Annotated in this window: 17 protein-coding genes and 1 other annotated feature; of the genes, 16 read left to right on the top strand and 1 reads right to left on the bottom strand. The window is 40.0% G+C overall.

What is annotated here, in order from left to right:
* Nucleotides 1-2,139, top strand: a 2,139-nt coding sequence (locus tag D8872_RS08145; protein WP_142999575.1) for an LTA synthase family protein, incomplete at its 5' end; no start/stop codon positions are given.
* A gap of 70 nt (nt 2,140-2,209) precedes the next feature.
* The gene (locus tag D8872_RS08140) at nt 2,210-2,698 is read left to right on the top strand and encodes an EbsA family protein (RefSeq protein WP_125390571.1); all 489 of its coding nucleotides are present in this window, start codon (nt 2,210-2,212) and stop codon (nt 2,696-2,698) included.
* On the opposite strand, the gene D8872_RS08135 is transcribed toward D8872_RS08140, so the two are convergent.
* The gene (locus D8872_RS08135; protein ID WP_306452468.1) at nt 2,695-2,892 is read right to left on the bottom strand and encodes a ferredoxin; all 198 of its coding nucleotides are present in this window, start codon (nt 2,890-2,892) and stop codon (nt 2,695-2,697) included. The genes D8872_RS08140 and D8872_RS08135 overlap by 4 nt on opposite strands.
* Before the next feature lie 45 nt (nt 2,893-2,937).
* On the opposite strand from D8872_RS08135, the gene D8872_RS08130 reads away from it, so the two are divergent.
* The 14 genes from D8872_RS08130 to D8872_RS11200 all read left to right on the top strand — a co-directional run bounded on the left by D8872_RS08130 (nt 2,938) and on the right by D8872_RS11200 (nt 14,068).
* On the top strand, nt 2,938-3,396 hold the full coding sequence (locus D8872_RS08130; protein WP_048765175.1) for an SAG1386/EF1546 family surface-associated protein: 459 nt from the start codon (nt 2,938-2,940) through the stop codon (nt 3,394-3,396).
* Nucleotides 3,397-3,405: 9 nt separating this feature from the next.
* Nucleotides 3,406-4,083, top strand: coding sequence for a (d)CMP kinase (cmk, locus tag D8872_RS08125; protein WP_125390570.1), 678 nt, complete (start codon nt 3,406-3,408; stop codon nt 4,081-4,083).
* Between the two features lie 26 nt (nt 4,084-4,109).
* Nucleotides 4,110-4,240: a sequence feature (ribosomal protein L20 leader region), on the top strand.
* Nucleotides 4,241-4,256: 16 nt separating this feature from the next.
* Nucleotides 4,257-4,787, top strand: a complete 531-nt coding sequence (gene infC, locus D8872_RS08120; RefSeq protein ID WP_125390569.1) for a translation initiation factor IF-3 — start codon at nt 4,257-4,259, stop codon at nt 4,785-4,787.
* Nucleotides 4,788-4,820: 33 nt separating this feature from the next.
* On the top strand, nt 4,821-5,021 hold the full coding sequence (gene rpmI / locus D8872_RS08115; RefSeq protein ID WP_005590589.1) for a 50S ribosomal protein L35: 201 nt from the start codon (nt 4,821-4,823) through the stop codon (nt 5,019-5,021).
* Between the two features lie 45 nt (nt 5,022-5,066).
* Nucleotides 5,067-5,426 (top strand): 50S ribosomal protein L20, encoded by a 360-nt coding sequence (gene rplT / locus D8872_RS08110; RefSeq protein WP_005590588.1) that lies wholly within the window; start codon nt 5,067-5,069, stop codon nt 5,424-5,426.
* Between the two features lie 102 nt (nt 5,427-5,528).
* Complete coding sequence (locus D8872_RS08105) at nt 5,529-5,996, top strand: deoxycytidylate deaminase (protein ID WP_125390573.1); 468 nt, start codon at nt 5,529-5,531, stop codon at nt 5,994-5,996.
* Between the two features lie 385 nt (nt 5,997-6,381).
* Nucleotides 6,382-7,572: a methionine adenosyltransferase gene (gene metK / locus D8872_RS08095; RefSeq protein ID WP_061909412.1), complete on the top strand. Its 1,191-nt coding sequence runs from the start codon at nt 6,382-6,384 to the stop codon at nt 7,570-7,572.
* A 102-nt stretch (nt 7,573-7,674) separates the two neighbouring features.
* Nucleotides 7,675-8,934, top strand: a complete 1,260-nt coding sequence (murA, locus tag D8872_RS08090) for a UDP-N-acetylglucosamine 1-carboxyvinyltransferase (RefSeq protein ID WP_125390568.1) — start codon at nt 7,675-7,677, stop codon at nt 8,932-8,934.
* 33 nt (nt 8,935-8,967) lie between these two features.
* Nucleotides 8,968-9,519, top strand: a complete 552-nt coding sequence (locus D8872_RS08085; RefSeq protein ID WP_125390567.1) for a GNAT family N-acetyltransferase — start codon at nt 8,968-8,970, stop codon at nt 9,517-9,519.
* Nucleotides 9,512-10,789, top strand: a complete 1,278-nt coding sequence (gene spxR / locus D8872_RS08080) for a CBS-HotDog domain-containing transcription factor SpxR (RefSeq protein WP_045499512.1) — start codon at nt 9,512-9,514, stop codon at nt 10,787-10,789. Before D8872_RS08085 ends, spxR begins: the two co-directional genes overlap by 8 nt.
* A 14-nt stretch (nt 10,790-10,803) precedes the next feature.
* Complete coding sequence (locus tag D8872_RS08075; RefSeq protein WP_045499515.1) at nt 10,804-11,661, top strand: methionyl aminopeptidase; 858 nt, start codon at nt 10,804-10,806, stop codon at nt 11,659-11,661.
* A 47-nt stretch (nt 11,662-11,708) separates the two neighbouring features.
* The gene (locus tag D8872_RS08070; protein WP_125390566.1) at nt 11,709-12,629 is read left to right on the top strand and encodes a YihY/virulence factor BrkB family protein; all 921 of its coding nucleotides are present in this window, start codon (nt 11,709-11,711) and stop codon (nt 12,627-12,629) included.
* Between the two features lie 10 nt (nt 12,630-12,639).
* Entirely contained in the window at nt 12,640-13,488 is an 849-nt protein-coding gene (locus tag D8872_RS08065) for a hypothetical protein (protein WP_125390565.1), read from the top strand.
* An 82-nt stretch (nt 13,489-13,570) separates the two neighbouring features.
* On the top strand, nt 13,571-14,068 hold the full coding sequence (locus tag D8872_RS11200) for a hypothetical protein (protein ID WP_376739491.1): 498 nt from the start codon (nt 13,571-13,573) through the stop codon (nt 14,066-14,068).
* Nucleotides 14,069-14,204: the final 136 nt, after the last annotated feature.

The raw sequence follows: 14,204 nt of genomic DNA, 5'->3' as shown, positions 1-14,204 counted from the left end.
AATCATTTATGGCAAATTAATAGTCTCTATTTAATAATTCCCATACTAGCTTTTGGAATTATCAACAAATATATTCTGAAAAAAAGTAAGCAGGAACCATTTAAAGCTTTTAATATTAATTACCAGAACTTAAGTTTTATGGAGACATTAGTCGTTTCCCAGTTATTTATTATAATGTGTTTAACAGATTCTAAATTGCCAGCGGTAATGGATAAACTTTCATTATTTTTAGAATTTACGAATACAAATAGTGAGCAATATATTTTTCGATTAATTGGTTTTGTTATCTACATTGTGCTAGTCTCTACAATTCCAAGCTTCGTACTTGTGAAAGGTATGAGAGATGTTATTAACAATCGTTCTAGTCTTTCAGTAGCATTTACATTTAGTGCACTTTTTGCGCTTATCTTCAATTACACAATTCAAGATAGTCTCAAGGCTGATGTAATAATATTAGATTTACGCTTATTTACAGGAGCAACACTTTTTCAGATTATTATCTTTTTTGCTTTATTTTTATTAATTTATTTAATTTGTAATAGTTTTTTATTCCCGACAATCATTTGTATATTTTTGGGAGTTGTTACAACTATTGCGAATAGTTTGAAATTTCAATTTAGGCAGGAGCCAATTCTTCCTAGTGACTTAGCTTGGTTGAAGACACCGAGAACCTTGCTAAGCTATGCAGATGGACATTATGGAATGTATATTTTACTTAGCATTTCTATAGTAACAATATTCTATCTTGCTGTTAGAAAATATATTTTACCAAATAAACTAATCCAGAATTTCAAACATAGACTGGCTTTAATCTTACTCATCTGTAGTTTTTTTGCTTTAGTTACAGGAATCTTTTCATCTAAGAAAGATGGAAGAGTTGCAGACAATATTCCTGTGATTTCTATTTTGAATAATTACCATGATTTGACTTGGTATGGTAATACGATTAATTCTCAATTACGATCGTTGTCATTCGTATGGTTCTCGCAGATGTCAGAAACTGTGATGACACAGCCGAATGGCTATAGTCAGTCTAAGATTCGTTCTTTGGAAGAAAAGTATAAACAATTAGCAGATTCAATAAATACTACTAGATCAAACCTAATAAGCGAGCAAACTGTAGTTTATGTTTTGAGTGAAAGTTTTTCTGATCCTGAAAGGCTTTCAGGTATATCAATTACTACAACTCCGATTCCAAATATTCNTGATGTCAAATCACGAACGACAAGTGGTTTGATGCAATCAGACGGTTATGGTGGCGGAACTGCAAATATGGAGTTTCAAACACTTTCAGGACTTCCATACTATAATCTTTCACCAAGTATATCGGTTCTCTATACAGAAATTGTTCCTAGAATGAACGAATTTCCTGTAATCAGTGATCAATTTGGATCGAAAAATCGTATTGCCATACATTTAGCTTCTCCAACGAATTATTCTAGAGATATTATTTATAAGACATTAGGGTATGATAAATTTATTTCTTTAGGAACTAGTGGATTATCTGTTTATAGGCAGGGAGAAAATTATAGCGATGCTTCTTCTTATCAACTAGTATTAGATAACATAAAGAAAGAGCAAAATCAGTTTTTTTCTGTCATAACAATGCAGAATCATGCACCTTGGTCAGAAAGTGAACCATCGAATCTTATGGCACAAGGAGAGGGTTTTACAGCTGATGAAAATAACAAGTTAGTAAACTATACTCGCTTGCTCTACCACACAGACAATGCGACCAAGGAGTTTCTAAACAAGCTTTCTAAAATTGATAAAAAGATAACAGTAGTCTTTTATGGTGATCATTTGCCAGGTCTGTACCCTCAGTCAGCTTTTAAGGATCATCCTGAAAATCAATATTTGACAGATTACTTTATCTGGAGCAATTATGAGACACCTAAGTTGAACTATCCTTTGGTCAATTCTAGTGATTTTTCAGCCTTGCTACTTGAGCAGACCAATTCGAAAGTATCTCCTTACTACGCTTTATTGACAGAGATTCTCCATAAGGCTAGTGTGGACAAGAAGGCACTGGATTCATCAGCTCAGGAAATTGCAGATGATTTGAAATTGATCGAATATGATATGGTTGGTGGCAAAGGGTATCTTTCGAAGGATTTCTTTGCTATACCAGCAAAATAAAAAATAGAATAGGTTTACCAATTCTATTTTTTATTATTTTATGCTAAACTAGTAGTAAGGGGGTGAAGATATGATAAAGATTTTTGGGAAAGTACGCTATCATTGGCAACCAGAAATGTCGGTGTTAGTGATTTATTGGTCTTTGTCAGTCATTCCAATTTTTATAGGACTGGCCTTGATGTACGAAAGCTCCAGTGTTCCGACTCTTGTCCTCTTTTCATTCTTTTTGTTTATGGTCTTACTGGCTATCGGTGTGCATAGATATTTCACGATTTATGATGAGGGTATTTTGCGCATTATCACGGCAAATCCTTTCACGCCAATCAAGATTGACATTTCAACGATTGAGAAGCTAGAAGTAACAAAAACGTCTATCACCCTTCATTTTACAGGGAAGAGTCGCAGCAGAACTTTCTGTATGCGGAAGTGGCCAAAAAAATATTTTGTCAATGCCCTAGCTTTAAATGATCATTTTAAAGGCGAGGTTGAACTAGTAGATAATCTAACTCTTCTAGATTATTTTGAAGTCTACTATGGTGACCAAGCCAAGAAACATTAATCTTTTAGTAGGGCTCGGGTTGGACAGTTTTTGATAGCCTCGAGAATCTCAGGCTGACTCTCAACCTCTTTTTCTAAGAGCTGGTCGTCTTGATAAAATTTGACAATGCCATTATCGTGATAATCAAATAGATCTGAGTAGGTCTGGCAGAGTCCGCAAGCAATGCAACGTTCGGGAATGAGTGTAACTTTCATACTCATATTGTAATAAGATTTTTAGAAAAACTCAAGGAGGAAGTCATGGAAAAAGAACCATGGGAAGCAGATGTATATGATAATGGAGCAGAGAAATTGAATCGCAGAAAGAAAAGTCAGGCGAGTAAAGTTGATCGCTGGCTGACAATATTAGCAGCTATTTTTCTAGTGATGGTCATTGCTATGGCACTCTTTTTCGCCTATCTATCTACTGGTGGAAGTAATAAAAAGACTGTTATGGATGGGTTTTATGGTACTTCTAATGCAGCTGCATCTTCAAGTAGCAGTGCGGAGCAACCAGCTCCATCAGAGCAACCAAGTGAGTCAGAAGAAAAGCCAACTCAGTCTTCAGAAGGTACTTTGACTGTTCAGCCTGGTGAAGGAGAAGCTGCGATTGCAGCGCGTGCAGGTATCTCTATTGCAAAATTGGAGCAATTAAATCCGTCGCACATGTCTACTGGTTCTTGGTATGCCAACCCAGGTGATATTGTTAAGATTCAGTAGGAGTGGGTTATGAAACAGATTCAGATTGCAATTGATGGACCTGCTTCAAGTGGAAAATCCACTGTTGCAAAGATTATTGCTAAAGATTTTAATTATACCTATTTGGATACGGGTGCCATGTACCGCGCAGCCACTTATCTGGCTCTGCGAAATCATCTGACTGAAAATGATGCAGATAAGATCGTAACTTTGCTCGAGACTTATTCGGTTAGTTTTGGTCGTTCGGAGAGTGGTGAGCAGCTAGTGTTTGTAGGAGATGTTGATGTTACTCATCCGATTCGAGAAAATGAAGTAACCAATAATGTGTCGTGGGTAGCAGCTATCCCGGAAGTGCGTGAAAAATTGGTTCATTTGCAGCAGTTGATTGCTGCACAGGGCGGCATCGTCATGGATGGCCGTGATATTGGAACGGTCGTCTTGCCAGATGCAGAATTGAAGATTTTCCTAGTTGCTTCAGTTGAGGAAAGGGCAGAGCGCCGCTATAAAGAGAATCTCGAAAAGGGGATTCCAGCTGATTTGGAAACTCTAAAAAAAGAAATAGCGGAGCGGGACTACAAGGATAGTCATCGCGAAGTATCACCCTTGAAACCAGCGACTGACTCCATTCATTTTGATACGACAGGCATTGGAATTGCAGAAGTTGTCAAATTTATTGAAGAAAAAGCAAAAAAAATCATTGACAAATAAAAAGAAACTTGGTATGATAATAGAGTTGAGAAAAGCAGAAGTGAGAACTTCTCGCCTTGCGACTAACGTTGTCTGGCTCTACAGGATTCAGTTTCAGTGATGAGATACTATCATGTAGTGCGGGTTTGCGTTAGCAGGTCCGCACTTGTTTTTCTCGAAAAATAAAAAAAGAGGTGAAAACCATAGCAAAACAAGACTTATTCATCAATGATGAAATTCGTGTGCGTGAAGTTCGGTTGATCGGTCTTGACGGCGAACAATTAGGTATTAAACCGCTTAGCGAAGCTCAATCTCTTGCGGATGAAGCAAATGTCGATTTAGTCCTGATTCAGCCACAAGCTAAACCACCTGTTGCTAAAATTATGGACTATGGCAAGTTCAAGTTTGAGTATCAGAAAAAGCAGAAAGAACAACGTAAAAAACAAAGCATTGTCACTGTGAAAGAAGTACGTCTCAGTCCTACCATTGATAAAGGGGACTTTGATACAAAACTTCGTAACGCACGCAAGTTCCTTGAAAAAGGAAACAAAGTTAAGGTATCCATTCGCTTTAAAGGACGGATGATTACCCATAAAGAAATTGGAGCTAAGGTCTTGGCAGACTTTGCTGAAGCAACTCAAGATGTTGCGATCATTGAGCAAAAGCCTAAGATGGATGGACGTCAAATGTTCATGCAAATGGCACCGATTAGTGACAAAAAATAAACTGTCAAAAAGTTAGAAAAAGGAGATTTTATCATGCCAAAACAAAAAACACACCGCGCATCAGCTAAACGTTTCAAACGTACAGGTTCTGGTGGCTTGAAGCGTTTCCGTGCTTACACTTCTCACCGTTTCCACGGAAAAACTAAGAAACAACGTCGTCATCTTCGTAAAGCATCTATGGTGCATGCAGGAGATTTCAAACGTATTAAAGCAATGCTTACAGGTCTTAAATAAGAGATTTTGTAACAATTATCTAGGAAATATTGGAGGAAATAAAACATGGCACGTGTTAAAGGTGGCGTTGTATCACGCAAACGTCGTAAACGTATTTTAAAATTAGCTAAAGGTTACTATGGAGCAAAACACATCTTGTTCCGTACTGCAAAAGAGCAAGTAATGAACTCTTACTACTATGCATACCGTGACCGTCGTCAGAAAAAACGTGACTTCCGTAAATTGTGGATCACTCGTATCAATGCGGCAGCTCGTTTGAACGGACTTTCATACTCACAATTGATGCATGGTTTGAAATTGGCTGAGATCGAAGTGAACCGTAAAATGCTTGCTGACTTGGCTGTTAACGATGCAGCAGCTTTCACAGCTCTTGCAGATGCAGCTAAAGCTAAACTTGCTAAATAAGAATACAAAGAGTTGAAACATTGTTTCAACTTTTTTCTTTTCAGGATGACAATCGCTAAGTGTTTTAGTATAATATAGTGAGAATGGATGGAGGACTGAATGATGAAGTCAAATCGGCTAGCTTGGGATGAATACTTTGCAGCACAGGCACTTTTGATTGCCAATCGTTCGACCTGTAAGCGCGCCAAGGTCGGTGCGGTCTTAGTCAAGGATAATAAGGTCATATCGACTGGCTACAATGGCTCCGTTTCAGGAACAGAGCACTGTATTGATCATGAGTGTTTGGTCATCGATGGTCATTGCGTGCGAACCTTGCATGCAGAGGTCAATGCTATCTTGCAGGGATCTGAGAGGGGGGTTCCTAAGGGATTTACGGCTTATGTGACTCATTTTCCCTGTTTAAACTGTACCAAGCAACTTCTTCAGGTCGGCTGCAAGCGCGTAGTCTACATCAATCAATATCGGATAGATGATTATGCTCAGTACCTTTACAAGGAAAAAGAAGTGGAACTGGTACATTTGCCGCTAGAAGATGTGAAAAAGGCCATTGCTCAGACGGAGTTGGTATAGTTTGCTTGAAATATTTAGCACTAATCATCTGCTTAGATCGAATAAATCTAAATGATAAAGTTATAGTTTTGAACTATAGCTTTTCTTTTGAAAATGATTCAGCATAATTCTAAAAATCATGATATAATGGAGAGGTTATATAGTCCCGATAAGATGGTAGGAAACTTCTATCAGTACTTTGTAACTCGCAAACAATGACGGCTCCAAACTTACTCGTCATTCAACGGTTGCAGCCATGCAGCGGTCACCCTATGCGCCTTACTAGCTACAGGAATAAAAAAATATCGTTTATATTTCTTTCGCGTCGTAACTCGTGGGCGAGATGATTTTAAATCATTTTGGAGTTTGTTTACTTGTTTAATATTTTTTAAGGGGGGACATTTCTATGTCAGAACGTAAACTTTTCACGTCTGAGTCTGTATCGGAGGGACATCCCGATAAGATTGCAGACCAAATTTCCGATGCTATTTTGGATGCTATTTTAGCTCAGGATCCAGAGGCTCATGTCGCAGCTGAAACTGCTGTTTATACAGGCTCCGTTCATGTTTTTGGAGAAATTTCGACTACAGCCTATGTAGATATCAATCGGGTGGTTCGTGATACCATTGCAGAGATTGGCTACACCAATACAGAGTATGGCTTTTCTGCAGAGACAGTTGGAGTCCATCCATCTTTGGTGGAACAGTCGCCAGATATTGCTCAAGGGGTCAATGAAGCTTTTGAAGTTCGAGGAAATGCACAAAAAGATCCGTTGGATTTGATTGGGGCTGGTGACCAAGGCCTTATGTTTGGTTTTGCGGTGGATGAAACGCCAGAGCTCATGCCATTGCCTATTTCTCTCAGTCATAAACTGGTGCGTCGTTTGGCAGAACTGCGCAAATCAGGTGAATTGTCTTATCTGCGACCAGATGCCAAGTCTCAGGTTACGGTCGAATATGATGAAAATGATCGCCCAATTCGTGTAGATACGGTAGTTATTTCTACTCAGCATGATCCTGAAGTCAGCAATGAACAGATTCATCAGGATGTTATCCAAAAGGTGATTGCTCAAGTGATTCCAAGTGAATACTTGGATGGTCAGACCAAGGTCTTTATCAATCCTACTGGTCGCTTTGTTATCGGTGGCCCACAAGGTGACTCTGGATTGACAGGGCGTAAGATTATTGTGGATACTTATGGTGGCTATTCTCGCCACGGCGGTGGCGCCTTCTCTGGTAAGGATGCAACCAAGGTCGATCGCTCTGCGTCTTACGCGGCTCGTTATATCGCTAAAAATATCGTAGCTGCTGGTTTAGCTAAAAAAGTAGAAGTGCAGTTGGCCTATGCTATTGGCGTAGCTCAGCCCGTTTCAGTCCGCATTGATACTTTTGGAACCGGCGTAGTTTCTGAAAGCAGACTTCAGAACGCTGTCCGCCAACTCTTTGATTTGCGTCCAGCAGGTATTATCCAAATGTTGGATTTGAAACGACCAATCTATCGCCAAACAGCTGCTTATGGTCATATGGGTCGAACAGATATCGATCTTCCTTGGGAACGCACAGACAAGGTAGCTGCGCTCCAAGCGGCTTTGCAATAGAATAGTAGCCCTCGGTTTAAACTGAGGGCTTTTTTGTCTAGGAAAATGGATAAAACTATGATATAATAAAGAGTAATACCGTGAAAGAGCTAATTTTAAAACATGAAAAAAATTGTAATTAATGGTGGTCGCCCTTTAAAAGGAGAGGTGACTATTAATGGTGCTAAAAATAGTGTTGTGGCCCTTATCCCAGCTATTATTTTAGCTGATAATGTTGTTACTTTAGATGGTGTACCGGCGATTTCGGATGTTGATAGCCTCATCGAAATCATGGAAATCATGGGAGCGACTGTCAAGCGGTCTGGAGATTGCCTAGAGGTTGATCCTAGAAACATCAAGAATATGCCGATGCCATCTGGTAAAATCAATAGTCTACGGGCTTCTTATTATTTTTATGGAAGTTTGCTAGGGCGTTTTGGAGAAGCGACAGTTGGGCTTCCTGGAGGCTGTGACCTTGGTCCTCGTCCGATTGATCTCCATCTCAAGGCTTTTGAAGCGATGGGCGCTCACATGACCATGGAAGGCAATTATATGAAATTGTCAACGGGCGGCAAACGCTTGGCTGGAGCTAGTATTTACATGGATACCGTTAGTGTCGGTGCCACGATAAATACGATGTTGGCAGCAGTTAAGGCTGAGGGGCGTACGGTGATTGAAAATGCGGCACGTGAGCCAGAAATCATCGATGTAGCTACGCTGCTTAACAATATGGGAGCTCATATTCGTGGGGCTGGGACTGATATTATCACGATTGAAGGTGTAGATAGCCTTCATGGAACGCGCCATCAAGTGATTCCGGATCGGATTGAAGCTGGGACCTATATTTCTTTGGCGGCAGCAATTGGACAAGGTGTCCAGATCAATAATGTCCTTTATGAACATTTGGAAAGTTTCATTGCTAAGCTAGAAGAAATGGGTGTGCGTATGACCATTTCAGAAGACAGCATCTTTGTAGAAGGGCAGAAGGAATTAAAAGCTATTAACATCAAGACTTCGCCTTATCCTGGCTTTGCTACGGATTTGCAGCAGCCAATCACTCCGCTTTTGCTGACAGCTCATGGCCATGGAAAAATCGTTGATACCATCTATGAGAAACGGGTCAACCATGTCGCTGAATTGGCAAAAATGACTGGTAAAATCTCAACCGCTAGCAATCAAATCGTCTATGAAGGACCAAATCAGCTGCAAGGTGCTTCTGTGAAAGCAACGGATTTGCGTGCGGGTGCAGCCTTGGTGATTGCTGGTCTGATGGCTCAGGGCCGAACAGAGATTACCAATATTGAATTTATTTTACGCGGTTATTCCAATATTATTGAAAAATTAAGAAGTCTGGGTGCGGACATCCAGCTCATCGAAGAATAAGCGTTTATCGCTTATTTTTTATAGGGGAAGCCTATGAATTTGTGGACACAGTTAGCAGCTTTTTCTTTTATTGAAACGGAGCATTCATTTTTACGCCCGATTCTTTTTGGAGATGCAGAATCCCTTTATAAAATTGCTTCCAATCCGGATAATACCGAGTTTATTTTTCCGACTGAAAGTAGCTTGCAAGAAAGTGAATATGTTATCGCCAATTATTTTATGAAAAATCCCTTGGGAATCTGGGCAATTTGTGATAAGGAAACGAATGAAATGATTGGTTCCATTAAATTTGAAAAAATGGACGAAATAAAAAAAGAAGCTGAACTAGGATATTTTTTGAGGAAAGACTACTGGGGACAGGGCTTGATGACCGAAGTTGTCTGTGAATTGGTTTTTCTTTCCTTTACGAAATTCGATTTTAAGCGTCTGACTATCATTACGCATGAAGAGAATATTGCTAGTCAGAAAGTTGCACTGAAAGCTGGTTTTAAGCTCTTCCGTCAGTTTAAGGGGAGCGACCGCTATACGAGAAAGATGAGAGATTACACCGAATATCGCTACGAAAAAGGAGATTTCAATGAGTAAACACCAGGAAATTTTGGCTTATCTTGAAAATCTTCCAATTGGCAAGCGAGTCAGTGTTCGGAGTATTTCAAATTACTTGGGGGTCAGCGACGGAACTGCCTACCGAGCGATCAAGGAAGCTGAAAATAGAGGAATTGTCGAAACCAGACCCAGAAGTGGGACTATCCGCGTGAAGTCAAAAAAAGTCGTCTTAGAACATCTGACCTACAAGGAAATTGCGGATATTACTGGTTCAGAGGTTCTTGCCGGTGAAAAAGGACTGGAAAAAGAATTTAACAAGTTCTCCATCGGAGCTATGACCGAGCAAAATATTCTACGCTACTTAAACGAAGGCGGTCTTCTTATTGTCGGGGATCGGACGCAGATTCAGATTTTGGCTCTTGAAAATGAGAATGCCGTGCTAGTAACGGGAGGATTTGAAGTTGATCCAGAGGTTTTAAAACTGGCCAATCGTATTGAAATTCCCGTCCTAAGAACCAAGCACGATACCTATACCGTGGCGACCATGATTAACCGTGCCCTATCCAATATCCAGATTAAAACTGATATTTTGACGGTAGAACAGGTTTATAGAGCTAGTCACGAATATGGTTTCTTGCATGACACAGATACCGTTCGTGACTATCTGGACTTGGTTCGTCGTAATCGCACTAGTCGTTTTCCAGTCGTTAATCAGCATCAAATGCTGGTTGGTGTCGTGACCATGCGGGATGCGGGAGATAAGTCTCCTTTGACCACCTTGGACAAGGTGATGACCAGAAAGATCTTCATGACTGGACTGTCGGCGAATATTGCCAATATCAGTCAGCGCATGATTGCAGAGGATTTTGAGATGATTCCGGTAGTGCGTGGCAATCAGACTCTACTTGGAGTGATTACACGTCGGGATATTATGGAAAAAATGAGCCGTTCACAGATTTCCAGTCTACCGACCTTCAGTGAGCAGGTGGGCCAGAAGCTTCATCGCCAAGAGGATATTTTTTCTTTCACTGTCGAGCCTTTCATGCTGGAGCAAAATAGAGTCTTGGCTAATGGCGTCTTGACGGAAATTATCACTCGGATTACGCAGCAGTTGATGACGACGAATAGTCAGAGCTTAATCGTCGATCAGATGATGATTCATTTCTTTCAAGCGGTTCAGATTGATGATGTCCTGCAGATTCGTCCTCGCATTATTCATCAGACGCGGCGGACAGCAGTGATTGACTATGATATCTACTTAGATTCGCTCATCGTTGCCAAAGCAACGATTACTGTAAAAATTACTTAGTAAAGAGGTTAATAATGATTACTATAAAATCACAACGTGAGATTGATTTAATGGACAAGAGCGGAGATTTCCTAGCTTCTGTTCATATCGGCTTGAGAGATTTGATCAAGCCAGGTATTGATATGTGGGACATCGAAGAATATGTCCGCAAGCGCTGTAAAGAAGCTAATGCCTTGCCTCTTCAGATTGGCGTAGAGGGCAGTATCATGGATTATCCTTATGCGACTTGTTGTTCTCTTAATGACGAGGTAGCCCATGCCTTTCCTCGCCATCAAAAATTGGTAGAAGGTGATATCATCTGTGTGGACATGGTTGTTGGCTTAGTCGACAAGGCTGAGCTGGATGTATCTAAGCTGGACTTTAACAACGTAGAGCAGATGAAGCAATATACAGAAAGCTTCCGTGGTGGTGTCGCAGACTCTTGCTGGGCTTATGCTGTTGGACAGATTAGTCCAGAAGCGCAGCAACTCATGGATGTGACTAAGGAATGTCTCTACCGGGGAATTGCAGCTGCACAAGTTGGCAATCGTATCGGAGACATTGGTGCAGCCATTCAAGAATACGCTGAAAGTCATGGATACGGAGTAGTTCGTGATTTGGTTGGTCACGGGGTTGGCCCAACCATGCATGAGGAGCCAATGGTGCCGCATTACGGCCGTGCAGGACGCGGTTTGCGCCTGCGGGAGGGAATGGTTCTGACTGTCGAGCCCATGATCAATACAGGTACTTGGGAAATTGACACAGACTTTGAGACCGGTTGGGCGCATAAAACCCTAGATGGCGGTCTTTCTTGCCAATATGAGCATCAATTTGTCATTACCAAAGATGGTCCTGTGATTCTAACCAGCCAGGGCGAAGAAGGGACTTATTAAGTATAGAGGGCTGGGCTTGTCCCAGTCTTTTTGAATAGGAGAGAGATGTGACAGGATTCATCAAAAAGATAAGAGAAAATGAATTTCTCAGAGCTTTTTTCCATTTTTATCAGGCATCGGAGGCAGATATTACCAGCATTGCTGTGGCCTACTATTTTCTGATTTCGATTTTTCCCTTGTTATTGATTGCGGCGAATATTCTGCCCTATTTTCAAATCCAGCCAGATGAGCTCTTGGTTGCGCTGAAAGACTTACTGCCAGAGTCATTGTATCTGACGATCGCCAGGGTTGTCCGTGATGTGCTGACCAAGCCTTCGACAGGTTTGCTGAGTATTTCTATCCTGTCTGCCCTGTGGACTTTTTCCCAGAGCATGACTTTTTTGCAAAAGGCTTTTAATAAATGCTATGGAACGAAGCAAGGGCGGGGTCTTATCTGGGAGCGTATCTTTGCTTTTATCATGAGTCTAGGCTTGCAAGTCCTACTAGGCTTGTCGCTCGTTTTGACCCTATTCGGGCGAATGCTGATTGAGATTCTTTATAATTTCTGGCAGTTTGACCGTGGCCTCTACCAGCAGTTGCTGACTATGACAGAGCCTACGATTTATCTGATGCTCTTTCTCTCGCTGATTCTGCTTTATTTTTCGTTACCCAATGTGAAGATTCCCAAAATCCGCTATGTCCTACCAGGTGCGACCTTGGTTCTTGCTATCATTTATAGCCTCATGAACCTTTTTACTGTTTATATTGAAGCTTACCTAGATCGCTTTTTAGATGTGCGTTTGGTCGGCTCAGTGGTGGTTGTGATTATCATGTTTTGGTTTATCCTGATTGCCAAGGTGCTTATCGTCGGGGCTGTCCTCAACGCAAGCATCCAAAGTCGTTTCGTATCGCACTTTGAAAGTCGTAGTGGTGAGCTTATTCTGAGATTTGATGACGAAGGACAAGCAGATAAGGATACAGATGTCTAATAGGTGAAATATGAAACAAACAATTTTTAATGCCTCGTTAGAGGAAAGTATGAATTTAGTGACAGATCAGTATATCAAAACTTCATTTGAGGATTTCAATGAAAAAGGTTATGAGGGAAAGCTTTTAGGATTTGTTACAATACAATTTATCCTATTTCTAATCTTTCTTTTTAGTATTTGGGTTGATTCTCAAAATTTGCAGTTTTTATTTATGAAAGTAAGCCTCATAAATGGTGCTTTATTTGGATTGGGATTTGTAGGGTTTGCTGGCTATTTAATTGATCTAACCAAAATAAAAAATCAGTCAATCCTATCCTATTATTACTTTAATAAATGGGTTGGTTTTATGACTTTTCTTCTTCTTTTGCAATGTCTAGTAATAGGTATAGCTGGAGCAGGAGCGATAATAGGAATGATTTTATCTGGCGCATTATATACGGTTGCTTTTATTTTGTACTTTATTAGACTATTTCAAAATTTTCAGAAGAATACGCTCGAAATTTTGTATCAAGAGTCTACTTACTCAAATAGAGGAGCAGATTTTCTCGACCGTTTTGTTGTATTTGCAAAAAGGTACGGAGGGCTTATCCTATTCCTAATAGTTATTTTCCGTATCTTTTTCCCAAACTCGGATCTTATTCAGCAAAATGGTACCTTTCGTTCAATTTTTGTAGCCATTAATCCAATAATATTTGTCCCCTTCCTTTACTTTCTGTATGTTTTAAGTGTGAACAATTTTCAAGGCTACTATCTCAAAAAATATTTGGAAGATTACCGCCAGTTATCTGACTACTCCATCGAAGAGTGGTATGGGAAAGAGTCGAAAAGATACAAGGAGTCGTTGGATCAGGAAGTTTAGTCAATGCTGGTTTACCCACTCGATTTTGATGGTGATGGTACCTCCTTTTACAATGGAACCTGAACCAAATAGGAGAAAATAAATGGATATGATACAAAAAGATATTAATGATGCACTTGAGACAACCCGAAGATTAAACTTAGTAAAGGCGATTTTTGGACTATCTCTATATTCTCTTATGGTTATGATTGGGACGTCTTTACCGATAAGTTTATTTCGAATGGCTAGTGAAGCTGGGCATGACCCAGCTGTACCATTGACATCAATGGTTACACAGCTGACATCAGTAGAAAAAGTCCTCATACCCCCAGATAGTTTCTTTGGTTTCCTATTCTTGCTTTGTTGCGGTCATTTTACTTGTTTTTATATTATTTCTAGAAGAAATCGCATTAAAGCATACTTAATGACTCAGATTTTTCAATTGTTTTTGCTCGTAATTACATATTATAGTTGGTTTGTAGCCATCTTGTATTTAATCCCTCTAGTAGCAGTTCGTATCGTTTACTGGATTGGGTTTGTCTTATCACTGATTTACCTTATCTATATCCTTGTTACAAAGCAACGCGCTAGCAAGGATTAATTCTCCTCAGAATATTATAAAAATTTTTTGAATGTGATTTTATTCTTATGGTTGTTGATGTATGGAATCAATCTCTTTACTCACGGGCTTAATCATTTCCTAGCGTATCTCTTGCTTGCTTTATTACCTATTGCAC

The organism is Streptococcus cristatus (assembly GCF_003943815.1).
GTDB classification, from domain to species: Bacteria; Bacillota; Bacilli; order Lactobacillales; family Streptococcaceae; genus Streptococcus; species Streptococcus cristatus_F.
This window is presented reverse-complemented; position numbering and strand designations above follow the sequence as displayed.